Source organism: Pseudomonas sp. BNK-30 (assembly GCF_047456185.1).
Lineage (GTDB): Bacteria > Pseudomonadota > Gammaproteobacteria > Pseudomonadales > Pseudomonadaceae > Aquipseudomonas > Aquipseudomonas putida_E.
Window position 1 is genome coordinate 5355742 of record NZ_CP179904.1, and the last position, 20732, is coordinate 5376473.

21 protein-coding genes are annotated in these 20732 nt (G+C 62.1%); 8 read left to right on the forward strand and 13 right to left on the reverse strand.

Going from position 1 to position 20732, the window contains the following annotated elements; all coding sequences use genetic code 11:
• Positions 1-567: 567 nt before the first annotated feature.
• Positions 568-1335 (forward strand): SDR family oxidoreductase, encoded by a 768-nt coding sequence (locus ACMGGN_RS24855; protein WP_414156852.1) that lies wholly within the window; start codon positions 568-570, stop codon positions 1333-1335.
• Between the two features lie 99 nt (positions 1336-1434).
• Here the strand turns inward: ACMGGN_RS24855 and ACMGGN_RS24860 are convergent, their stop codons facing one another.
• From ACMGGN_RS24860 to ACMGGN_RS24875, 4 genes are all read right to left on the reverse strand, one after another.
• The gene (locus ACMGGN_RS24860) at positions 1435-2532 is read right to left on the reverse strand and encodes an AGE family epimerase/isomerase (protein WP_046787814.1); all 1098 of its coding nucleotides are present in this window, start codon (positions 2530-2532) and stop codon (positions 1435-1437) included.
• Positions 2533-2581: 49 nt separating this feature from the next.
• A complete protein-coding gene (locus tag ACMGGN_RS24865) occupies positions 2582-3214 on the reverse strand; it encodes a TetR family transcriptional regulator (protein ID WP_046787815.1) in 633 nt (210 codons plus the stop codon).
• Positions 3215-3281: 67 nt separating this feature from the next.
• Entirely contained in the window at positions 3282-4985 is a 1704-nt protein-coding gene (locus tag ACMGGN_RS24870) for a hypothetical protein (protein WP_281870271.1), read from the reverse strand.
• A gap of 175 nt (positions 4986-5160) precedes the next feature.
• Positions 5161-5523 carry a hypothetical protein gene (locus ACMGGN_RS24875; RefSeq protein ID WP_404602286.1) on the reverse strand — a complete coding sequence of 121 codons (363 nt, stop codon included), beginning with the start codon at positions 5521-5523 and terminating at the stop codon, positions 5161-5163.
• A gap of 295 nt (positions 5524-5818) precedes the next feature.
• On the opposite strand from ACMGGN_RS24875, the gene ACMGGN_RS24880 reads away from it, so the two are divergent.
• Entirely contained in the window at positions 5819-7885 is a 2067-nt protein-coding gene (locus ACMGGN_RS24880; RefSeq protein ID WP_414156345.1) for an AsmA family protein, read from the forward strand.
• A 32-nt stretch (positions 7886-7917) separates the two neighbouring features.
• On the opposite strand, the gene ACMGGN_RS24885 is transcribed toward ACMGGN_RS24880, so the two are convergent.
• Both ACMGGN_RS24885 and osmE read right to left on the reverse strand, forming a co-directional pair.
• Positions 7918-8448 (reverse strand): ferritin-like domain-containing protein, encoded by a 531-nt coding sequence (locus tag ACMGGN_RS24885; protein WP_012316447.1) that lies wholly within the window; start codon positions 8446-8448, stop codon positions 7918-7920.
• A gap of 48 nt (positions 8449-8496) precedes the next feature.
• On the reverse strand, positions 8497-8838 hold the full coding sequence (gene osmE / locus ACMGGN_RS24890) for an osmotically-inducible lipoprotein OsmE (protein WP_039603804.1): 342 nt from the start codon (positions 8836-8838) through the stop codon (positions 8497-8499).
• A 125-nt stretch (positions 8839-8963) separates the two neighbouring features.
• Here osmE and ACMGGN_RS24895 point away from each other — a divergent pair, with 125 nt between their 5' ends.
• Positions 8964-9854 (forward strand): esterase/lipase family protein, encoded by an 891-nt coding sequence (locus ACMGGN_RS24895; protein WP_251962418.1) that lies wholly within the window; start codon positions 8964-8966, stop codon positions 9852-9854.
• Here ACMGGN_RS24895 and ACMGGN_RS24900 read toward each other — a convergent pair.
• Positions 9835-10728, reverse strand: a complete 894-nt coding sequence (locus tag ACMGGN_RS24900; protein WP_204918993.1) for a DMT family transporter — start codon at positions 10726-10728, stop codon at positions 9835-9837. The two genes, ACMGGN_RS24895 and ACMGGN_RS24900, sit on opposite strands and share 20 nt — an antisense overlap.
• Positions 10729-10871: 143 nt before the next feature.
• Between ACMGGN_RS24900 and ACMGGN_RS24905 the strand changes: the two genes are divergently transcribed.
• The 3 genes from ACMGGN_RS24905 to ACMGGN_RS24915 all read left to right on the forward strand — a co-directional run bounded on the left by ACMGGN_RS24905 (position 10872) and on the right by ACMGGN_RS24915 (position 13088).
• Positions 10872-11660 carry an AraC family transcriptional regulator gene (locus tag ACMGGN_RS24905; protein WP_119687835.1) on the forward strand — a complete coding sequence of 263 codons (789 nt, stop codon included), beginning with the start codon at positions 10872-10874 and terminating at the stop codon, positions 11658-11660.
• A gap of 64 nt (positions 11661-11724) precedes the next feature.
• Positions 11725-12009 carry a PsiF family protein gene (locus tag ACMGGN_RS24910; protein ID WP_012316442.1) on the forward strand — a complete coding sequence of 95 codons (285 nt, stop codon included), beginning with the start codon at positions 11725-11727 and terminating at the stop codon, positions 12007-12009.
• A 71-nt stretch (positions 12010-12080) separates the two neighbouring features.
• Entirely contained in the window at positions 12081-13088 is a 1008-nt protein-coding gene (locus ACMGGN_RS24915) for an AI-2E family transporter (protein ID WP_012316441.1), read from the forward strand.
• A gap of 84 nt (positions 13089-13172) precedes the next feature.
• On the opposite strand, the gene ACMGGN_RS24920 is transcribed toward ACMGGN_RS24915, so the two are convergent.
• On the reverse strand, positions 13173-14438 hold the full coding sequence (locus ACMGGN_RS24920; protein ID WP_174142028.1) for an Hsp70 family protein: 1266 nt from the start codon (positions 14436-14438) through the stop codon (positions 13173-13175).
• 164 nt (positions 14439-14602) lie between these two features.
• On the opposite strand from ACMGGN_RS24920, the gene cbpA reads away from it, so the two are divergent.
• Positions 14603-15556: a curved DNA-binding protein gene (cbpA, locus tag ACMGGN_RS24925; protein ID WP_012316439.1), complete on the forward strand. Its 954-nt coding sequence runs from the start codon at positions 14603-14605 to the stop codon at positions 15554-15556.
• A 2-nt stretch (positions 15557-15558) separates the two neighbouring features.
• A complete protein-coding gene (locus ACMGGN_RS24930) occupies positions 15559-15864 on the forward strand; it encodes a chaperone modulator CbpM (protein ID WP_012316438.1) in 306 nt (101 codons plus the stop codon).
• Positions 15865-15928: 64 nt separating this feature from the next.
• On the opposite strand, the gene ACMGGN_RS24935 is transcribed toward ACMGGN_RS24930, so the two are convergent.
• The 5 genes from ACMGGN_RS24935 to urtB all read right to left on the reverse strand — a co-directional run bounded on the left by ACMGGN_RS24935 (position 15929) and on the right by urtB (position 20730).
• Positions 15929-16444, reverse strand: a complete 516-nt coding sequence (locus tag ACMGGN_RS24935; protein WP_125924584.1) for a GNAT family N-acetyltransferase — start codon at positions 16442-16444, stop codon at positions 15929-15931.
• A gap of 31 nt (positions 16445-16475) precedes the next feature.
• Entirely contained in the window at positions 16476-17174 is a 699-nt protein-coding gene (gene urtE / locus ACMGGN_RS24940) for an urea ABC transporter ATP-binding subunit UrtE (protein WP_012316436.1), read from the reverse strand.
• 102 nt (positions 17175-17276) lie between these two features.
• Positions 17277-18134 carry an urea ABC transporter ATP-binding protein UrtD gene (gene urtD / locus ACMGGN_RS24945; RefSeq protein WP_069974045.1) on the reverse strand — a complete coding sequence of 286 codons (858 nt, stop codon included), beginning with the start codon at positions 18132-18134 and terminating at the stop codon, positions 17277-17279.
• A complete protein-coding gene (gene urtC / locus ACMGGN_RS24950) occupies positions 18131-19210 on the reverse strand; it encodes an urea ABC transporter permease subunit UrtC (protein WP_115273785.1) in 1080 nt (359 codons plus the stop codon). Before urtC ends, urtD begins: the two co-directional genes overlap by 4 nt.
• Positions 19210-20730: an urea ABC transporter permease subunit UrtB gene (urtB, locus tag ACMGGN_RS24955; protein WP_414156346.1), complete on the reverse strand. Its 1521-nt coding sequence runs from the start codon at positions 20728-20730 to the stop codon at positions 19210-19212. Before urtB ends, urtC begins: the two co-directional genes overlap by 1 nt.
• Positions 20731-20732 lie beyond the last annotated feature (2 nt).

Sequence of the window (20732 nt, forward strand, 5' to 3'; positions counted from 1 at the left end):
CCTGGCGAATGTGGACAACTTGTCGCATATCTTTCTTGAGCTTTGCCACAACCCCTACGCAAGCCATTGTTTCCACAGGCTCATTGTTGTCCACGGATAATGTGGAGCCGCCTGTGGAAAACATGGTGGCATCTAGCTGCAAACCACTGAAATCAAGGCCTGCACGGTTCTGTTCATATTTTGATCAGTTGCTGTTATGAGTCATTCAGCGCGGGTTTTCGCAGACGTCTTAGAGCACTAACGATAGGCTACCAGCCTGTGGATAACTCTGTGCGAAACCCTTGGACAGACTGCTGTAAGCGGCATGTTTGAAAGGGTGCGCCATTACCGCAACGCGTGATCCTGACCGTAGGTGGCTGAAAGGGTTCCGCCTGATGGTCAAGTTGCCCCCAATCCGTGGGGAAAGCCTTGTGGATAACATGCGCATAGCTCGCGCTGGACCCTCTGCCATGCGGCTTTGCGGGTAATGTACAAAAAATGACCAAGTGCCTCGATGGCTTGCTGACTACGCCCGTCGCGGGCATGCTGCAAAGCTTGCCGAAAATAATCCACAGCGAGGAACAGAGCATGACGTCCACCGTATTCATCACTGGCGCGACTTCCGGTTTTGGCGAGGCCACGGCTCGCCTCTTCGCCGACGCCGGCTGGAAGCTGATCCTCACCGGCCGGCGCAAGGATCGCCTGGATGCCCTGTGCGCCGAACTGTCGGCCAAGACCGAAGTGCACGGCCTGGTGCTCGATGTACGTGACCGCAAGGCCATGGAACACGCCATAGCCAACCTGCCAGCGGGCTTTGACAAGCTGCGCGGGCTGGTCAATAACGCAGGCCTTGCGCTGGGCGTCGATGCGGCGCAGAACTGCAGCCTGGACGACTGGGAAACCATGGTCGATACCAACATCAAGGGCCTGATGTACACCACCCGCTTGCTGCTGCCACGCCTGATCGCCCACGGCCGGGGGGCGTCGATCCTCAACGTGGGGTCGGTGGCGGGCAACTATCCGTACCCTGGCAGCAACGTCTATGGCGGTACCAAGGCGTTCGTCGGCCAGTTCTCGCTCAGCCTGCGTTGTGACCTGCGTGGCACGGGCGTGCGTGTCAGCAACCTTGAGCCAGGGCTGTGCGAAAGCGAGTTTTCGCTGGTGCGGTTCGGTGGGGACCAGGCCAAGTATGATGCCACCTACGCCGGTGCCGAGCCTATTCAGCCGCAGGATATCGCCGAGACTATCTTCTGGATCCTCAATCAGCCGGCTCACATCAACATCAACAGCCTGGAGGTGATGCCGGTGAGCCAGGACTGGGCTGGGTTATCGATCGACCGTTCGGTGAAAGGCTGATGCAGTAAGGGCGCTTCGCCGCCCAATCGGCGGCAAGCCGGCTGCCACAGGTGTTGCGGCTCTGCTTGCTCTGTGGAAGCCAGTTTGCCGGCAATTGCGTCAGTTCAGCCGGTGCAAGCCTTCCAGGCAAGTCGCCAGGTGATAGGGCGTAGTCGAAGGCATGTCATGGCGGCTGACCGCACCTTCACCATCGCGGCACTCATACCAGCCACCATCGTGCAGGAAGCGCTGTTCCATTGCCTGCAACTGTTCAGCCACCTTCACTTCACTCCCTGACCGCAAGGCCAGCGCCCGCAGGTACTCCGCCTGTGCCCAGATGCGCTGGGTCGCATCGATCACCTGGCCATCCACAGCCAGCATCGCCAGCACGGCAGCATCCTTCACTCCGCACTGCTCGGCGTAAGCGAATGCGCGGTCGATGGACGCATGCAGCGGCGTACCGCGCAGCAGTGCCGAGGTATGCAGCAGGTAGAACCACTCGAACTGGTGCCCCGGCTCGAACCAGTTATCCACAGCACCGCGGGGTTTTTCCAGCATCAGGCCATGTTGCGGTTCGATGAAGTGCGTCTGCAGGGCTTGGCACAGTTGCAGCAGTGCCTGTTGCACACCTTGATCTGCACGCACGGCGAGAACCTGCAGGAAGGCTTCGGCCAGGTGCATCTGTGGGTTTTGCAGCGGGCCGCTGCCGAGGTCGGACCAGTCTTCACCGAGGCTCGCTTCGTAAAGGCCGTCATCGCGGGCAAACTGCTCGCTGACGATCTCGAGGGCAGCATTGAGCGCCGATTCCACCAGGCTTTCGCGGACTTTTCCCCAGTAATGAGCGCAGGCAAACACGATGAATGCGTGGGTGTAGAGGTCTTTGCGCCGGTCCAGCGGTTTGCCTTGGGCATCGATGCTGTAGAACCAGCCACCATGTTCGGCGTCGTGGAAATGCCGCTGCAGCGAGCGAAACAGGGCTGCGGCCCGCTCTGCCGCTCCCGGTTGCTCGATACGGCTGCTGAACAGGTACAACTGACGCGCGCAGGCCATCGCCCGGTAGCGCTGCACTGGCAGCGGGCGGTGCGTAGCATCCAGGGCCTCGTAGGGCAGGGCCATTTCGGGATTCCAGCCGGGGCCCAGCCACACTGGCACGATGCGTTCGGCGAAGTGCTGGTTGAAGCGGGCCAGTTCGGCTGGAGTGGGGCGGGGGTCGGACATGAATGCGCTCGTCACAATCGGCAGTGCGCCATGGTAGCAGAAGTGCGCTTCAGCCCGGATTACCCAAACCCTGCCAATGCCGCGCACCGACGAAGATGAAGCGCAACTGCTGGGTGATCTTGTCCCGTGCACTCAGCGCCTGTGGATAACCTTGTTCAGGGTTGTCGATCAGTTCCGGCAGGGTGGCGAACACGGTCTTCACCACCAGGTCGGCAATCACCGCCAGCGCTGCTCCGTTCAGGTGCTGCCAGCGTTTCATTCGCGCAAGGTCGGTAGCCAGGTCGTTGCTGATACCTTGGCGCAGGCGGCCGATAGCCTGGCGCACCGCCTGCGAGCCGCCGTACTGCTCGCGGGCCAGGAACAGGAACTGGGCCCGGTGGGCGGCTACCACGTCGAGGAAGATGCGTACCGAGGCGTCGGTGATACCGCCCAGTTCGAACTCGTTCTGCCGCACCAGGCGGATGGTCTGGCGGAAGGTGTCATCGACCTCGGCCACCAGGGCCAGGCCCAGGGCGTCCATGTCGGTGAAGTGCCGATAGAACCCGGTGGGCACGATGCCGGCGGCCTTGGCCACTTCGCGCAGGCTGATGCTGCCGAAACCACGGCCACTTTCCATGAGCTGGCAGGCCGCGTCGAGCAGGGCCTGGCGAGTCTGTAGCTTCTGTTCGGCGCGCGGCAGCATGTCAGGCCATTGATCGCGAAGGAAACCTGCACTTTATTGGCTCATGGACAAAAGTCAAAAAAAGGTTTCACGCGGCCTGCCCGTCGTGGTGGCGGGAAGCGTAATGCTCGATGTAGCTGTCGCTGCTGATCGGCACCTCCAACATTCTCATGTCCATGCGTTTCAACCGCTCCAGAATCAAGGGTGCATGCTGCACCAGCAGTGCCTGTTTGCGGTTTGCCCAGCTCCTGATCTGCCTGGAGGATGCTGCCTGGGTCCGTACCAGCGCCACAGCGTGTTGCTCTAACTGGCTGAGCAGAAACACATCGAGGATAACGCCATCCAGTGGGCTTTCATCGATATGGGCCAGGTAGCGCACACTGGCCATGCGTACCCCCAGCAGCTTGGCCAGCAGCAGCATGTCCTCGCTTTGCAAGAACCGGTCACGCTTGTCGGCAATGCCTGAGCGGATGAGGTCGATACAGGTGTCGAGGTGTTCGAGCAGACGCTGGCGCTTTTTGCCCTTCACTGCGTGCGCGCTGGCTGGGGCTGGGGCCGCGTGTTTCATGAAGTAGGCAGCGGCCTTGAGCATGATCACCAGATTTTCGCCTTCGGCAGTGATCGCGCCGTTATTGTTCAACAGGTAACCGATGATCTTGTTCGCCGCGAACATGCCTTGTGCGCCACAACGTTCACGGCAGCGCACCAGAATGTCCTGGCTGGCCCAGGTTGAAACTGCCTTGAGAATTGCCACTTCGTTGAGTACGTCAGGCGCTAAAGGCTTGAGCGCATCCTTGCCGTGCCTGGCGACGATCTGTTCAAGCCACGCGGCATGAACTAGGTTGGTCACGACATCAATGGCCAGTGGGTGGCGATAGGTGGGATGGGCAAGCAAGTTGACCGGACCGGCCGGGCTGAAGGTCTGGCGTTTTTGTGCGTAGATGTAATTGATATGCAAGCCGGCCATCGCCACCGCCAGGGCGCAACTGGCCATGCACAGCTTGCCGGACTGGACACGTTCGATGGAGCGCATGAAGCGTTGGCTGCGTGTAGTGGCCAGCGTGCGCAGTTGCCCATCGCGGTCCAGTTCGATGGTGCCTCGTTGCAAGAGCGCCTCGTAAGGGAGTTCAACGTTTTCGAACGAGGTCATGGCATTGTCCAGGTGCATCCCTGGTTTGTGGCCCAGTGCAGTAATACGAACACCGGGGAAGGCCGTGTCGCCCGCATGCAGTGGCACAAGAAACGGCAAGATACCGATGAACTTGTCGTTGACCATCAGGCGCGCCATCACCACTGCAATCTTGGGCAAGGGGCTATGCGTGCTGTTTGGCATGAACTTGTAGGATTGGCGGCTGGGCGAATCAAGCACGAATATCTGTCGCTCGGGGCAATAGCGTGCTTCTGTTTCCAGTGAGAAAAGATTGCTGCCATACCCCAGTTCCGTGGCGAGGTATACACCGATTGCCGTGCCTTCGTTCAACTGTTTGTACAGGCTGCGCACATAGTCACTGTCATTGCCCATCGATTTGATCGAGCCCATGCACAAGTTGTAGTGAATCGAGATCATCGATGCCAGAGCACCGTCATGCATGGCACAGGTTGTATGAAACCGAAGCAACTTAGGCAGATCGGCAAGCAATGCATCCCCCTGCAGGCTTGGCTGCGCCAACAGTTCAATGAAGGTTCGTTTGGCCTCTTCGCTGTTCTCGATCGGCCGGGCGATGAGCGCCAGCAGTCTTTCGTCCAGCCAGTCAGGCCTGAGTGCTATCAGATCGGTTGCCGGGTTTCTCATTTGAACGCTCCGTAGCCATACCTTCAGTAACCTAGCAATGGCGATGGGCGATGTGGAACTAGCAGAATTACCAGTTGCGCGGGGCGGTGTTACCTGAAAACAAAGCCCGGTCAATTGACCGGGCTGGGAGGTGGGTAGGCACTTTGATGCAGGTTGTTGTTTTCGGCCATGGAGATCAGCTCACACGGCTGATTTCGATCAGGCGATCCGAACCGCCTTCGGCAACGCGGCCGGTGCGCTCGATCAGGCGATCCGAACCACCCTCGGCAACGCGGCCGGTGCGCTCGATCAGACGATCCGAACCACCCTCGGCAACACGGCCAGTGCGCTCGATCAGGCGATCCGAACCGCCTTCGGCAACACGGCCACTGCGTTCGATCAGACGCTCGGCACCACCTTCGGCAACGGTTTTCAGCGGTTGGGCCATTTCAACAGCGCTGGAGCGCGATTCGGCGGTCAGGTGCTGATCGGCAGCTGGAACGGCGAAGGCGTTGGCAGCAAGGATGGACAGCGTCAGGGTCAGCAATTGGCGTTTCATGATTTCGGTGCTCCTCTCGGGGGCTGGAAAGTGGGTACGAAGCCAATGCTACGCTCGGCAACGCCAGAGAGAAGTTCATACGGGTAATGGTAACAATCGATGGTATTGATAGCGCAGTGTCAAGGCTCTAACGCAGGTGTTTCAAGGCATCCTGTGATAAAAAGCTGAGCAGGTAGGCAAGAAAACTTCACCATCATGGGCTTCATGGATAAAACCCTGGGGGCTTTCATCAGTCGGAGATATTGAGTGCGATCGTTGCGCCCGTTTTGCCCCAAGCCGTCAGGAGAATAACGCAATGACGCGTCCCGCCAGAATCCTCGTCTGGACCCTTACCAGCCTGCTGACCTTGCTGGCGATACTGGTGGTTGTGATCGCCACCTTCGACTGGAACCGGGTCAAGCCATTGCTTAACGAGAAAGTCTCCGAAGCGTTGCACCGGCCGTTCGCGATCAACGGTAACCTGTCGGTGCACTGGCGCACTGAGCCGGAAGAAGGCGGGTGGCGCGCCTGGGTTCCGTGGCCGCACTTCATTGCCGAGGACCTGACCCTAGGCAATCCCGAGTGGCTGAAGGAGCCGAAGATGGTCGGCCTGGAGCGTGTGGAATTTCGACTGGCGCCGCTGCCGCTGGTATTCCAGCAGATCGTCATCCCGCGCATCGACCTGGTCAAACCCACCGCCAGCCTTACTCGCCTGGCCGATGGCCGCGCCAACTGGACCTTCGATTTCGGCCCCAAGGATGAGAATGCACAGCCCTCCAAGTGGCAGCTGGATATCGGTGCCATCGGTTTTGACCAAGGTAATGTCAGCTTCGACGACCAGACCCTGAAAACCAGCATGAAGGTACAGATAGATCCGCTGGGCAAACCCATACCGTTCAGCGAGATCGTGGGTAAGGCAAGTGCCGACAAGGCCGGCGGCGCTCAGGACTATGCCTTCGGGCTCAAGGCCCAGGGCCGTTACAAGGGGCAGCCAATCTCCGGTACTGGCAAGATTGGTGGCCTGCTGGCGCTGCAGGACGCCAGCCAGCCATTTCCGTTGCAGGCCGACGTGCGCGTTGCCGATACCCACGTAGTGCTCGCAGGCACCCTGACCGACCCTCGCAACCTGGGGGCGCTGGATCTTCGCCTGCGCTTGTCAGGCGCCAGTTTGGGTAACCTTTATCCGCTGACGGGGGTGACCCTGCCAGACACACCAGCCTACGAAACCGATGGTCACCTGAAGGCCAACCTGCAGGCGGCCGAAGGTGCGACGTTCAACTACGAAGGATTCAACGGCAAGATCGGCAACAGTGACATCCACGGCGACCTGGCGTTCGTCGCCAGCCAGCCGCGGCCTAAGCTATCTGGCAAGCTGGTCTCCAACCAGTTGTTGTTCAAAGACTTGGCACCGCTGATCGGTGCCGACTCCAACGCCGAGCAGAAAGCCCGCGGGGGCGCCAGCAAGCAGCCTGCCGGCAAGGTGCTGCCGGTGGAGGAGTTCCGCACTGATCGCTGGCGCACCATGGACGCCGACGTCGAGTTTGCCGGCAAACGAATCGTCCACAGTGAGCAATTGCCGTTCAAAGACCTCTCTGCCCATGTAATCCTCGAGGACGGCCTGCTGCGCCTGGAGCCGCTGCGCTTTGGGGTGGCCGGTGGCAACCTGGCCTCCAGGATACGCCTGGATGGCCGCAGCGTACCGCTGCAGGGGCGCGCTCGGCTGACCGCACGTGGCTTCAAGCTCAAGCAGCTGTTCCCCACCTTTGCGCCGATGCAGACCAGCTTCGGTGAGCTCAACGGCGATGCCGATATCAGCGGCCGCGGCAACTCGGTGGCAGCCCTGCTGGGCACGGCCAATGGTGACCTGCGCATGCTGATCAACGATGGTGCGATCAGCCGCAGCCTGATGGAGATTGCAGGGTTGAACGTGGGCAACTACGTGATCGGCAAGCTGTTTGGCGATGAGGATGTGCAGATCAACTGCGCAGCAGCTGATGTTGGTATCAAGGACGGGCTGGCGAGCACGCGCCTGTTCATATTCGATACCGAGAACGCGATCATCTACGTCAACGGCACGGCCAACTTCGCCAGCGAGCAGCTGGACCTTGAGATCACTCCTGAATCGAAAGGCTTGCGGCTGTTCTCGCTGCGTTCGCCGCTGTATGTCCGCGGGCCGTTCGCCAAGCCCGGTGCGGGCGTGCAGGCGGTGCCGCTGGCATTGCGCGGCGTGGGCATGGTGGCACTGGGGGTAGTTGCAGGGCCTGCGGCGGGGCTGCTGGCGCTGGTGGCGCCAAGCAGTGGCGATGAGCCCAACCAGTGCACGCCGTTGCTGCAGCAGATGAAAGCCGGCAAGGCGCCGGCTGAGGTGAAGGGCAAGCAATAAGTGAACCGGGGCCGCAAAGCGGCCCCTGGCGATTACAAGCCTTGCAGCAGATCGGACATGTCGTCTGCGTGTTCTTCTTCCTGAGCCAGGATGTCCTCGAAGATGCGACGCGTAGTCGGGTCTTTGTCGCCAATGTACTGAATGATCTCGCGGTAGCTGTCGATCGCGATGCGTTCGGCCACCAAGTCCTCCAGCACCATCTCCTTCAACGAATTGCCTGCTACGTATTGGGCATGGGAATTCTTGGTCAGGTTGTCCGGATTGAAGTCCGGCTCGCCGCCCAGCTGCACGATGCGCTCGGCCAGTTTGTCGGCGTGCTCGGCTTCCTGGTTGGCATGCTCGAGAAACTCCTCGGCAGCCACGCTCGCCTTGATCCCGCTGGCCATGAAGTAATGACGCTTGTAGCGCAGTACGCAGACAAGCTCGGTGGCCAGCGACTCATTGAGCAGGCGCAGGATTTCCTGGCGGTCGGCGTGGTAACCCTCGGTCACCGCACCTTGCTCGACGTGCTCACGGGCACGCTTGCGCAGGGTTTGCACATCGGTCAGTTCAACGTTGCTCATGGTTATCTCCAGACAAATCAGGACGGGTGGTCAGGATGTTGCGCAGGCTCAGGCGCCGTGTACGGCTTCGCTGTCCTCTTCTCGTTGTTTGCAAGTCTTGAAACCCTTGGCATCGACATGGCCGGTGGCATCGAAGCGCACGTAGTAAGGCTGTTGATGGCCATCGCGGTTGAGGATGTAGTCGTTGCAAGTGCCTCCGTGCGGCAGGTCGGTCGCATTCGATGGGCTGCCGCCGATGGCGATGACTTTCTGCATGGTCATGCCGTTTTCGACTTGCTTGACCAGCGGCTCGTCGCGGTAGGTGACGTAGTCCACCGGGTTTTCCGGGCGGCTGCCACAGGCGGCCAGGGTCGCGCTTGCCAGAAGGATTGCCAGGGTCTGTTTGTACATGGTCCCGCTCCTTGCTCAAGGGTCTGTTCTGGTTTGGAACCGCGCGGCGCGTCAGGAGTTCGATTGCGATGGTCATTCAGGCCGCTGTAGTGTTGGCCGGTCGTCCACGCAAAGGGGTTGGGCCCATGCAGCAGGAATTGGCTACGCGCTACCCGTTGGTGCTGGTACCGGGCATGCTCGGCTTTGTCAGGGCATTGCTCTATCCCTATTGGTTCGGCATCGTGCCGGCCTTGCGCAAGGGCGGGGCGCAGGTGTTCCCCGTGCAGGTATCGCCCTTGCACTCCAGCGAAGTGCGCGGTGAGCAGTTGCTGGCAATCATCGAAGACATCTGCCAGCGTACCGGCGCTGACAAGGTCAACCTGATCGGCCATAGCCAAGGCGCCCTGAGCGCGCGTTATGCCGCAGCCAAGCGGCCTGACCGGGTGGCATCAGTGACTTCGGTGGCCGGGCCTAACCACGGCTCGGAACTGGCCGACCACTTGGCTCGCACAGCGCCGGGCGATTCACCCCAAGGGCGCATCCTCAGGGCTGTTTTGCATGGCCTGGCGGTGCTGCTGGGGTGGTTGGAAACCGGCTGGCGCCGCGACTCATTGCCTATCGACGTGCATGCCTCGCACCAATCGCTGACCAGCGCCGGCGTAGCGCTGTTCAACCAGGCTTATCCACAGGGCCTGCCCGACACCTGGGGCGGTGAGGGCGCGGGAGAGGTCAACGGCGTGCGTTACTATTCGTGGTCAGGCACCTTGCAGCCGGGTATCACCGACCAGGGGCGTAACCGCTTTGACGGCAGCAACCGCTTCTGCCGCCTGTTCGCCCGCAGTTTCGTCAAGGAAAAGGGCCAGTGTGACGGTATGGTCGGGCGCTTCAGTTCACACTTGGGGCAGGTGATCGGTGATGACTACCCGCTCGATCACCTGGACATCGTCAACCAGTCGCTCGGCGCCGTGGGCAAGGGCGCCGAGCCGGTGCGGCTGTTCACCGAGCACGCCGCCCGCCTCAAGGCTGCGGGGCTGTAGCGCTGCGGCGCACGGGGGTGGTCCAGCGTTCGGCGAGGACCACCCCGGCCAGGGTCAGCAAGCCGCCGATCAGGTGGTAGCTGGCCAGTTGCTCGTCGAGCACTGCGGCTGCGATCAGCGCGGTCACCAGCGGCAGCAGGTTGAAGAACAGCGTGGTGCGGCTTGGCCCCAGGCGGTGCACGGCCTGCATCCACACCAGCGGCGCGACCATCGAGGCCAGCACACAGGCGTACAGCACCAGGCCCACGTTATGCACGTTCAGGCCGGTCTTGTCCGAAAGCAGGAACAGTGGCAGCAAGACAATGATTGCCACCAGCACCTGCAGGTACAGCAGCTGCAAGGGCGGCAGGCGCAGCTGCCATTTCTTCAGCAGGAAGCTGTACAGCGCGTAGGCCAGGGTGGCCACCAGCATCAGCAGGTCACCGCGGTTCAGGCCTTGCTCCAGCAGGATACTGGGATGGCCGGCGGAGACGACTTCCAGCACACCGATGAAGGACACCGCCGCGCCCGTCAGGGCACCGTAGCTCAGCCGCTGGCCGAGCCATGCGATGGACAGGGCCAGCGACATCAAGGGCATCAGCGAGAGAATGATGCCCATGTTGGTAGCGCTGGTGATGCTGGCCGCGAAGTAGGCGAGGCTTTGGTACAGGGCCATGCCGAGCACGCCAAGGACGAAGATTCTGGGCAGGTGCGGACGGATGGCCAGGCGGTTGCGCCACACGGCCGGCAGCAGGAACGGGGTGAACAGCAGCCCTGCGAGCAGCCAGCGGTAGAAGCCGATCTCGGCAGGGTGAATGGCACCTGCGGACAGCTTGGTGACTACAGTGTTGCCGGCCCAAATGAGGATGGCGGTGAGGGGGTACAGATAATTCATGACGCAAAGGCTCTTGGATGCTCATAAGCCTCCGTGGGAGCGTGCCCGCTTTCACAGAGGTTGTATGATGGCCCCGTATTATCGTTTGTCTGTCAGCAAGCCTATACTCCTATCCAGACAACCTGCCCCTTGAAGCAGACAGCATGCGCCGCAAATACCTCGATATCCCGCAGTTCGACCAGCTTCCCGCGCCCGTCTACCTGCGCCACGACGAATTTGGCGCCGACACTCACAGCCCGCCCCATCGCCACACCTGGGGCCAGCTCAACTACACCGCCCACGGCGTCATGCACCTGGATGTCAATGGCCAGCGTTTTCTGTCACCCCCGCATTACGCGGTCTGGGTGCCGCCGGATACCGAACATGGTTGCTACAACCCTCAGGCCATCGTTTACCGCTCGGTCTATCTCGACCGCAGCCTGTGCGCCGGCCTACCGCAGCAGCCGTGCAGCCTGGTGATCAGCGATATCCTCAAGGCCATCCTCGGCGACTTCGCCCGCCGGGACGTCAAGGTGGCCAAGGACGAACGCGACCAGCGTCTGGTGCAGGTGCTGCTCGATCAGTTGCTGCTGGCACCCACCCAGACCTGCTACCTGCCCTTTGCTCAGAGCGAGGGCCTGCGCCAGGTGCTCGATGCCCTCGGCGCTGAACCTGGTGACAACCGCCCGCTGGCGGACTGGGCGGCGCAGGTGCATGTCAGCGAGCGCACCCTGGCGCGGCAATTTCTGCGCGAACTGGGCATCAGCTTTGGTGAGTGGCGCCTGCGCCTGAGGTTCTTGCGGGCCATCGAGGCGCTGGAGGCCGGCTTGCCGATACAGGCCATCGCCTTCGACCTGGGCTACAGCAGCGCCTCGGCATTCATCGCCATGTTCCAGCGTCAGGCCCATTGCACGCCGGAGCAGTACCGGCGGCAAGCGCGGACGGGTGTGTAAAATTTGTTGTCTACACTCACCTGCGACACCGTGCATCGGGCGCGGGAGACAAGGAGACCACTCCATGAAGATGCTGCACATGCCATTGCTGGCGTTGGCCGTTATGTTCAGTGCGCAGGGATTCGCTGCCACCGCGCAACAGGAAAAGATGACCTCGTGCAATGCCGACGCTTCTGCCAAGGCGCTCAAGGGCGATGAGCGCAAAGCCTTCATGAGCAACTGCCTGAAGAAAAGCGTACCGCCGACCCAGCAGGAAAAGATGAAGATCTGCAACGCTGACGCCAGCGCCCAGGCCCTCAAGGGCGACGAGCGCAAGGCCTACATGAGTGACTGCCTGAAGAAGAAATGACCTGCGCCTATGCCTGTAGGACGAAGGCTGGCAGACTGCGGTTCTTTTCCGTTGTCTGCCGTTGAGGCTGTATGACTTTCACCCCCCGCCAGGTCACCCTGGCCAGCTGGATCATCGTATTTGCCGGCCTGCTGCTGGCGCTCCCCCTGAAATTGTTACCCAGCCTGCTGGCCGGGCTGCTGGTGTTCGAGCTGGTCAACATGCTCACGCCACGGCTGCAGCCGATCATTGCCGGGCAACGCGCACGCTGGCTGGCGGTGGCGCTGCTGGGTACCTTGGTGGTCAGTACCCTGACCTTGCTGATCGCCGGCGCGTTCAGCTTCCTGCTGCACGAGGCAGAGAACCCCGGCGCATCGCTGGACAAGTTCATGGCCCTGTTCGAGCGTGCCCGTGGCCAGTTGCCGCCGTTCATCGAGGGCTACCTGCCGGCCAGTGCCGCGGAGTTCAAAGTGGCCATCGGTGAGTGGATCAAGAGCCACCTCAGCGACCTGCAGCTTGTAGGCAAGGGCATGGCGCACATGTTCGTGACGCTGCTGATCGGCATGATACTCGGCGCTATCATTGCCCTGCAGCGCATCCCCGACATCTCGCGGCGCAAACCGCTGGCTGCCGCCTTGTTCGAGCGCCTGAGCCTGCTGGTGCAGGCGTTTCGCAACATCGTCTTCGCGCAGATCAAGATCTCGCTGCTCAACACCGTGTTCACCGGCATTTTCCTTGCTGTGGTGTTGCCACTGTTCGGTGTGCACCTGCCGCTGACCAAGACGCTGATCGTGCTGACCTTCCTGCTCGGGCTGTTGCCGGTGATCGGCAACCTGATGTCCAACACGCTGATCACGATTGTTGGCATGTCGCTGTCGATCTGGGTGGCTGCGGCCGCGCTGGGGTATCTGATCGTTATCCACAAGGTCGAGTACTTCCTCAACGCGCGGATCGTGGGGGGGCAGATCAGTGCCAAGGCCTGGGAGCTTTTGCTGGCGATGCTGGTGTTCGAGGCGGCGTTCGGGTTGCCGGGAGTGGTAGCGGGGCCGGTGTACTATGCGTACATGAAGAGCGAGCTGAAGCGGGCTGAGCTGGTTTGAGAGCTGCAAGCTGCAAGATAAAGCCGAACGCGGTGGGCCTTCCATCGCCAATCGGCTTGTAGCTCGCAGCTTGTAGCTCGCAGCTCACCCGTAACGCTTGCGCGCCTCGATTGCCAGCCCGCTGCCGATGCTGCCGAAGATATTGCCCTCCACATGCCGCGCATTCGGCAGCATCGCCGCCACACTGTTGCGCAGCGCCGGAATGCCGCTGGAACCACCGGTGAAGAACACCGTGTCCACCTGACCTTCGCTTACACCGGCCTTGGCCAGCAGCTCGGTGACGCTGCCACGCACCCGCTCCAGCAGCCCTTCGATCGCGCCTTCGAACACCGCACGGGTCAGGTCCACGCCCAATTCGCGCTCCACGCGGCCGAGGTCGATACGGCGGCTTTCGTGGTCGGTCAGCTCAATCTTGCTGGCCTCGACCTCCATCGCCAGCCAGTGCCCGGCCCGTTGCTCGATCAGCTTGAACAGACGGTCGATGCCCAGGGTGTCCTCGATGTCATAGCGCATGCTGCCCAACGCCAGTTGCGACTTCTGCGAGTACAGGGCGTTGATGGTGTGCCAGGTGGCCAGGTTGAGGTGGTAGCTGGTAGGCATCAGCGCACCGCTCTTCATCCGGCTGCCGTAACCGAACAGCGGCATCACGCCCTGCAGGCTCAACTGCTTGTCGAAGTCGGTACCGCCGATGTGCACGCCGCCAGTGGCGAGGATGTCGCTCTGGCGCTCGGCCACTTGGTGACGCTCGGGTGACAGGCGTATCAGGGTAAAGTCCGAGGTACCCCCGCCGATATCCACGATCAGTACCAGCTCTTCACGGCTGATACCTGACTCGTAGTCGAACGCGGCGGCAATCGGTTCGTACTGGAACGACACGTCCTTGAAGCCGATCTTGCGGGCCACGTCGGCCAGGGTATCTTCGGCCTCCTGGTCGGCAGCCGGGTCCTCGTCGACGAAAAACACCGGGCGGCCCAGTACCACCTGATCGAAGCTGCGGTCGGCGGCGGTTTCGGCACGCTTTTTCAGTTCGCCGATGAACATGCCCAGCAGGTCCTTGAATGGCAAGGCGCTGCCCAGCACGCTGGTGTCGTGCTTGATCAGCTTGGAGCCCAGCAGGCTCTTGAGCGAGCGCATCAGGCGGCCTTCGTAGCCTTCCAGGTACTCGTGCAGTGCCAGCCGGCCATACACAGGGCGGCGCTCTTCGATATTGAAGAAAACCACCGAGGGCAGGGTGATCTTGCCGTCTTCCAGGGCTATCAGCGACTCGACCCCGGGGCGGTGCCAGCCGACCGTGGAGTTGGAGGTGCCGAAGTCGATGCCAAGGGCACGGGCCGGGGATACGTCAGACATGGGAAAAGGGCTTCCGGAGGCAAAACGGCCGCGCAGTTTATGCCACTTGGCCAGAGAATCAAGACCGGTCGTCTGCCTTGAAGCAAAGCCAAGCGCACCTTGAAAGGCTATGCTTGACCCTTATCTTCAGATGCAACACGAAAATTCACATTGGTGATCCATAGATGGACTTCAAAGACTACTACAAGATACTCGGCGTAGAGCCCACGGCGGACGAGAAGGCGATCAAGGCCGCGTACCGCAAGCTGGCGCGCAAGTATCACCCTGACGTCAGCAAGGAGCGCGACGCCGAGGAGAAATTCAAGGAGGCCAATGAGGCCTACGAGGTGCTTGGCGACGCCCAGAAACGCGCCGAGTTCGACGAGATCCGCAAGTACGGCGGCCAGCATGGTCGTCCATTCCAGGCCCCACCGGGCTGGGAGAACCGTGGCGGTGCGGGCGGTGGTTTCGAGGGCGGTGATTTCTCCGACTTCTTCAGCTCGATCTTCGGCGCACGGGGCGGCAACCCCTTTGGCGGCGCTCGGCAACAACGCAGTGCCGGCAGGCGAGGGCAGGATGTGGAACTGGAACTGGCGATCTTCCTTGAGGAAACCCTGAGCAAGGAGTCCAAGCAGATCAGCTTCCAGGTGCCGCAGACCAACGCCGCCGGCCAGCGTACCGGGTTCACGACCAAGACCCTGAACGTGAAGATCCCGGCCGGCGTGAGCGACGGTGAGCGCATCCGCCTCAAGGGCCAAGGAGCGCCGGGCAGCGCTGGCGGCGCCAACGGCGACCTGTTCCTGACCATCCGCATGGCACCGCACCCGCTGTTCGATGTCGAGGGCCAGGACCTGATCATCACTGTGCCACTGGCACCGTGGGAGGCGGCATTGGGCACCAAGGTGGCGGTGCCGACCCTGGACGGCAAGATCAACCTGACCATCCGCCCCGACAGCCAGAGTGGCCAGCGCCTGCGTGTGCCTGGCAAAGGCCTGGCGAACAAGCAGGGTGAGCGCGGCAACCTCTACGCCCAGCTCAAGGTAGTCATGCCGCCGGCATCCGACGCCTCTACCCGCCAATTGTGGACCCAGCTTTCCGAGAAGGCGGCGTTCAATCCGAGGACACAATGGAGTAAGTGATCATGAGCAGCACCCTGATCGTTCAACTGGACATGCGCACGCTTTGCCAGGAGGCCGATATCACGGCCGACTACGTGGTCGAGATCGTCGAGCACGGCATCGTTGAACCTTCGGGGCGAACGCCGGAGGAATGGTTGTTCGATGATCAGGCGCCGCTGCTGGCCAGGCGTGCGGCAAAGCTGCACCAGGAGCTGGAACTGGAGTGGGAAGGGGTGGCGCTGGCGCTGGAGCTGTTGCAGGAAGTGCAGCAGTTGCGCAGCGAGAACAGCATGCTGAAACAGCGGCTGGGCAGGTTTACCCAGATGTGATGTCGATTGCAGCGACCCCATCGCCGGCTTGCTGGCGATGGGGCCGCTGCAATCAGCAAAAAACTCAGGCTGGCTCTGCCCCCGGGTCGAGCACCAGCTGCATGAAAGTCAAATCCAGCCACCGCCCGAACTTCACCCCCACCTGGGGCATCTGCCCTGTCACCACGAAGCCCAGACGCTCATGCAGGCGGACCGACGCGGCATTGCCACTCTCGATGGCCGCGACCATCACATGCTTGCCACACCCCCGCGCGCGCGCGATCAGTGCTGCCATCAATTGCGGCCCCAGGCCCTTGCCGCGCTGATCGCCACGGATATACACCGAATGCTCCACGGTATTGCGAAAACCCTCGAACGGCCGCCAATCGCCAAACGACGCATAGCCCAGCACACCGCTGTGATCCACTGCCACCAGAATCGGATAGCCCTGCTGTGCCCGGGCCTCGAACCAGGCCTCTCGGTTGCCCAGGTCCACCGGCGTATCGTTCCAGATCGCCGTGGTGTTGCGCACTGCGTCGTTATAGATGTCGAGGATGCCCGGCACGTCGGCGGGCAGGGCATCGCGAATTTCGTGGCTCATTGCTGCGTCTCACAAGGTCGAGGGCTGCAGATTAAATGGTTACCAGCCCACGCACACCTTCGGCCTGCATGTTTTCACCGCGCCCGCGCTGGATGATTTCGCCACGGGCCATGACCAGATACTGGTCGGCCAGCTCCTCGGCAAAGTCATAGAACTGCTCCACCAGCAGGATGGCCATGTCGCCACGCTCTGCCAGGCGGCGGATGACCGCACCGATCTCCTTGATGACCGATGGCTGAATGCCTTCGGTGGGTTCGTCGAGGATCAGCAGGCGTGGCCGGCTGGCCAGGGCGCGGCCGATGGCCAGCTGTTGCTGCTGGCCGCCGGACAGGTCACCGCCGCGGCGTTGCTTCATCTGTTCCAGCACCGGGAACAGTTCGTAGATGAACGCAGGCACCTCACGGGCCTCGCGCGCCGGGAAGCGCGACAGGCCCATCAGCAGGTTTTCCTCGACGCTGAGCCGCGCGAATATCTCACGCCCCTGGGGCACATAGGCGATGCCTGCGTGTACCCGTTGCTGTGGCTTGAGCGTGGTGATCGGCTGGCCTTCCCATTCGACGCGGCCTTCGCGTGGCGGCACCAGGCCCATCAGGCAGCGCAGCAGGGTGGTCTTGCCCACGCCGTTGCGCCCGAGCAGGCAGGTGACTTCACCGACCTTGGCTTCGAAGGACAGGCCGCGCAGGATGTGGCTACCGCCGTAGTACTGGTGCAATTCACTGACTTCAAGCACTTTCAATTCCTCGTTCTTGTCAGCTACAAGCTTCAAGCTTCAAGCGGCAAGAGGGAGCGCACGGCTACTGCTTGCGGCTTGATGCATGCCACTTGAGGCGCGTCAGCGCCCTAGATAAACCTCGACCACCCGCTCATCCGCTTGCACCTGCTCCAGCGATCCCTCTGCCAGTACGCTGCCCTGGTGCAGCACGGTCACATGGTCGGCAATGCTGCCGACAAACCCCATGTCGTGCTCCACCACCATCAGCGAATGCTTGCCGGCCAAGCCTTTGAACAGCTCAGCGGTGAACTCGGTTTCGGCATCGGTCATGCCGGCCACCGGCTCGTCGAGCAGTAGCAGTTGCGGCTCCTGTACCAGCAACATGCCGATCTCGAGGAACTGTTTCTGCCCATGTGACAGCAGGCCTGCCTGGCGCTGGGCCAGGGGTAGCAGGCGCAAGGTGGTCAGCACTTCTTCGATGCGTTGCTGTTGCTCACCGCTCAAGCGTGCCGTCAGGCAGGCCCAGACTGACTTATCGGTTTTCAGTGCCAGCTCAAGGTTCTCGAACACGGTCAGTGCTTCGAACACCGTGGGCTTCTGGAACTTGCGGCCAATGCCGGCCTGGGCGATCTGGTATTCGCTCATGCGGGTCAGGTCCAGGGTATCGCCGAAGAAGGCACTGCCGGTGTCGGGGCGCGTCTTGCCGGTAATCACGTCCATCATGGTGGTCTTGCCGGCACCGTTGGGGCCGATGATGCAGCGCAACTCCCCCACACCGATGTACAGGTTCAGGGCATTGAGTGCCTTGAAACCATCGAAGCTGACGCTGATGCCTTCCAGGCTCAGCACCGTGCCGTGACGGGTATCCAGCCCCGCTTCACGGCGGCTGCCCAGGCCGATGGCGTCACGGCCGCTGCCAAGGTTGTCGAATACCGGTTCGAGCATGAATTCCGGATGCACTGGGGGCACGCCTTTCATGGCTGGCTCCTTTTCTTCAGCAGGCCGACCACGCCCTTGGGCAGGTACAGGGTGACGAGGATGAACAATGCGCCGAGGAAGAACAGCCAGAACTCGGGGAAGGCCACGGTGAACCAGCTTTTCATGCCGTTGACCAGGCCCGCGCCCAGCAGCGGGCCGATCAGTGTGCCGCGCCCGCCCAAGGCTACCCAGACAGCAGCCTCGATGGAGTTGGTCGGCGACATCTCGCTGGGGTTGATGATGCCCACCTGTGGCACATACAGCGCACCCGCCAGGCCGCACAGCACGGCGCTCAGTACCCACACCAGCAGCTTGAAGCCCCGTGGGTCATAGCCACAGAACATCATGCGGTTTTCTGCATCGCGTACGGCGGTGAGCAGGCGGCCGAACTTGCTCTGGGTCAGGCGCCAGCACAGGTACAGGCTTGCCAGCAGCAAACCTACGGTCAGCAGGAACAGCACGGCGCGGGTGCCTTGGGAGGCAATGTCGAAGCCCAGAATCGTGCGGAAACTGGTGAAACCGTTGTTGCCGCCAAACCCTGTCTCGTTGCGGAAGAACAGCAGCATGCCGGCGAAGGTCAGGGCCTGGGTCATGATCGAGAAATACACGCCCTTGATCCGCGAGCGGAAGGCGAAGAAGCCAAACACCAGTGCCAGCAGGCCCGGTGCCAGCACCACCAGGCACAGCGCCCAGGCAAAGTGCTGGGTACCGGCCCAGTACCACGGCAGTTCGCTCCACGACAGGAATGTCATGAACCCCGGCAGGCCGTCACCGGCGGCCTGGCGCATCAGGTACATGCCCATGGCGTAGCCACCGAGGGCGAAGAACAGCCCGTGGCCGAGCGACAGCAGCCCTGCGTAGCCCCAGACCAGGTCCAGGGCCAGGGCGACGATGGCGTAGCAGAGGATCTTGCCGACCAGGGTGAGTGTGTAGGCCGAGACCTGCAAGGCATGGTCGGGCGGCAGCAACGACAGCAGCGCCATGGCCAGCAACAGCAGGACGACGACGGTACCGATGGCCAGCGACAGGCGCGGCCCGGCTTTTTGCGAAGCGGTGACAAGCAGTGGCTGGTTCATCAGTCGATTACCCGTCCCTTGAGGGCGAACAGGCCTTGCGGGCGTTTCTGGATGAACAGAATGATCAACGCAAGGATGAGGATCTTGCCAAGCACCGCGCCGATTTGCGGCTCCAGCAGCTTGTTGGCTATCCCTAGGCCGAAGGCGGCCCAGAGGCTACCGGCCAGTTGCCCGACACCGCCGAGCACCACTACCAGGAACGAGTCGATGATGTAGCTCTGGCCAAGGTCCGGGCCGACGTTGCCGACCTGGCTCAGCGCTACACCACCAAGCCCGGCGATGCCCGAGCCCAGGCCGAAGGCGAGCATGTCCACCCGCCCGGTGGACACACCACAGCAGGCAGCCATGTTGCGATTCTGGGTGACCGCACGTACGTTCAGGCCCAGCCGCGTGCGGTTGAGCAGCAGCCAGGTCAGCAGTACCACCGCCAGGGCGAAGGCAATGATCACCAGGCGGTTATAGGGCAGCACCAGGTTGGGCAGCAGCTGGATGCCACCAGACAGCCACGCCGGGTTGCTGACCTCGACGTTCTGCGCGCCGAACAGCAGGCGGATGGCCTGGATCAGCATTAGGCTGATGCCCCAGGTCGCCAGCAGGGTTTCCAGCGGGCGGCCGTAGAGGTGGCGGATCACCGTGCGCTCCAGGGCCATGCCCACCCCGGCGCTGACGGCGAAGGCCACTGGCAGGGCAATCAGCGGGTAGAACTCGATTGCGCCTGGCGCGTAGCGCTGCAGCAGCACCTGGACCATGTAGGTGCTGTAAGCACCGAGCATGAGCATCTCACCGTGGGCCATGTTGATCACGCCCAGCAGCCCGAAGGTGATCGCCAGGCCAAGGGCCGCCAGCAGCAGGATCGAACCCAGCGACAGGCCGCTGAAAGCCTGGCCGAGCAGCTCACCGAACAGCAGTTTGCGTTTGACCTGCGCCAGGCTTGTTTCAGCGGCAGTGCGCACGCCTGCGTCGGTTTCCACATCGGGTTGCAGCAAGGCCTCCAGGCGGGTGCGGGCCAGCGGGTCGCCGGTTTCGCCGAGCAGGCGTACCGCCGCCAGGCGCACGGCTGGCTCGCTGGCGCCCAGTTGCAGGTTGGCCAGTGCCAGGCCAAGCGCTGCGTGCACGGTAGTGTCGGGTTCGCTGGCAAAGCGCCGGTCGAGGAATGCCATTTGCGCCGGTTGTGCACTTTTTTGCAGTTGCTGGGCGGCGGTCAGGCGAGTGTCGCTGTTGTCGCTGAGCAACTGGTGGCTGGCCAGGGCGTTATCGATCAGGCCGCGCAGGCGGTTGTTAAGGCGCACCTTGCGGGTGTCATCGGCTGCGATGCGGCCCTGGCGCAGGTTTTCCAGCAGCGGCAGGCGCGCGGCGTCGGGTTGCGCCGCCCAGCCTTCGAGCAGGCGAGCCTGCTCGGCGGGCTTGGCGGTGAGGAAGAATTCGCCCTCGCTGGCCTGGGTTGCCAGGGGCAGCAGGAGCAGCAGGGTGAGGAGGAGTCTGAGCATGCGGGCAATCCTGGAAATCGGCGGTGGATTCATCG

Coding starts and splice junctions, on each gene's coding strand:
- ACMGGN_RS24855 (WP_414156852.1), top strand. CDS start 568: ATGACGTCCACCGTATTCATCACTGGCGCGACTTCCGGTTTTGGCGAG.
- ACMGGN_RS24860 (WP_046787814.1), bottom strand. CDS start 2,532: ATGTCCGACCCCCGCCCCACTCCAGCCGAACTGGCCCGCTTCAACCAG.
- ACMGGN_RS24865 (WP_046787815.1), bottom strand. CDS start 3,214: ATGCTGCCGCGCGCCGAACAGAAGCTACAGACTCGCCAGGCCCTGCTC.
- ACMGGN_RS24870 (WP_281870271.1), bottom strand. CDS start 4,985: ATGAGAAACCCGGCAACCGATCTGATAGCACTCAGGCCTGACTGGCTG.
- ACMGGN_RS24875 (WP_404602286.1), bottom strand. CDS start 5,523: ATGAAACGCCAATTGCTGACCCTGACGCTGTCCATCCTTGCTGCCAAC.
- ACMGGN_RS24880 (WP_414156345.1), top strand. CDS start 5,819: ATGACGCGTCCCGCCAGAATCCTCGTCTGGACCCTTACCAGCCTGCTG.
- ACMGGN_RS24885 (WP_012316447.1), bottom strand. CDS start 8,448: ATGAGCAACGTTGAACTGACCGATGTGCAAACCCTGCGCAAGCGTGCC.
- osmE (WP_039603804.1), bottom strand. CDS start 8,838: ATGTACAAACAGACCCTGGCAATCCTTCTGGCAAGCGCGACCCTGGCC.
- ACMGGN_RS24895 (WP_251962418.1), top strand. CDS start 8,964: ATGCAGCAGGAATTGGCTACGCGCTACCCGTTGGTGCTGGTACCGGGC.
- ACMGGN_RS24900 (WP_204918993.1), bottom strand. CDS start 10,728: ATGAATTATCTGTACCCCCTCACCGCCATCCTCATTTGGGCCGGCAAC.
- ACMGGN_RS24905 (WP_119687835.1), top strand. CDS start 10,872: ATGCGCCGCAAATACCTCGATATCCCGCAGTTCGACCAGCTTCCCGCG.
- ACMGGN_RS24910 (WP_012316442.1), top strand. CDS start 11,725: ATGAAGATGCTGCACATGCCATTGCTGGCGTTGGCCGTTATGTTCAGT.
- ACMGGN_RS24915 (WP_012316441.1), top strand. CDS start 12,081: ATGACTTTCACCCCCCGCCAGGTCACCCTGGCCAGCTGGATCATCGTA.
- ACMGGN_RS24920 (WP_174142028.1), bottom strand. CDS start 14,438: ATGTCTGACGTATCCCCGGCCCGTGCCCTTGGCATCGACTTCGGCACC.
- cbpA (WP_012316439.1), top strand. CDS start 14,603: ATGGACTTCAAAGACTACTACAAGATACTCGGCGTAGAGCCCACGGCG.
- ACMGGN_RS24930 (WP_012316438.1), top strand. CDS start 15,559: ATGAGCAGCACCCTGATCGTTCAACTGGACATGCGCACGCTTTGCCAG.
- ACMGGN_RS24935 (WP_125924584.1), bottom strand. CDS start 16,444: ATGAGCCACGAAATTCGCGATGCCCTGCCCGCCGACGTGCCGGGCATC.
- urtD (WP_069974045.1), bottom strand. CDS start 18,134: ATGAAAGGCGTGCCCCCAGTGCATCCGGAATTCATGCTCGAACCGGTA.
- urtC (WP_115273785.1), bottom strand. CDS start 19,210: ATGAACCAGCCACTGCTTGTCACCGCTTCGCAAAAAGCCGGGCCGCGC.
- urtB (WP_414156346.1), bottom strand. CDS start 20,730: ATGAATCCACCGCCGATTTCCAGGATTGCCCGCATGCTCAGACTCCTC.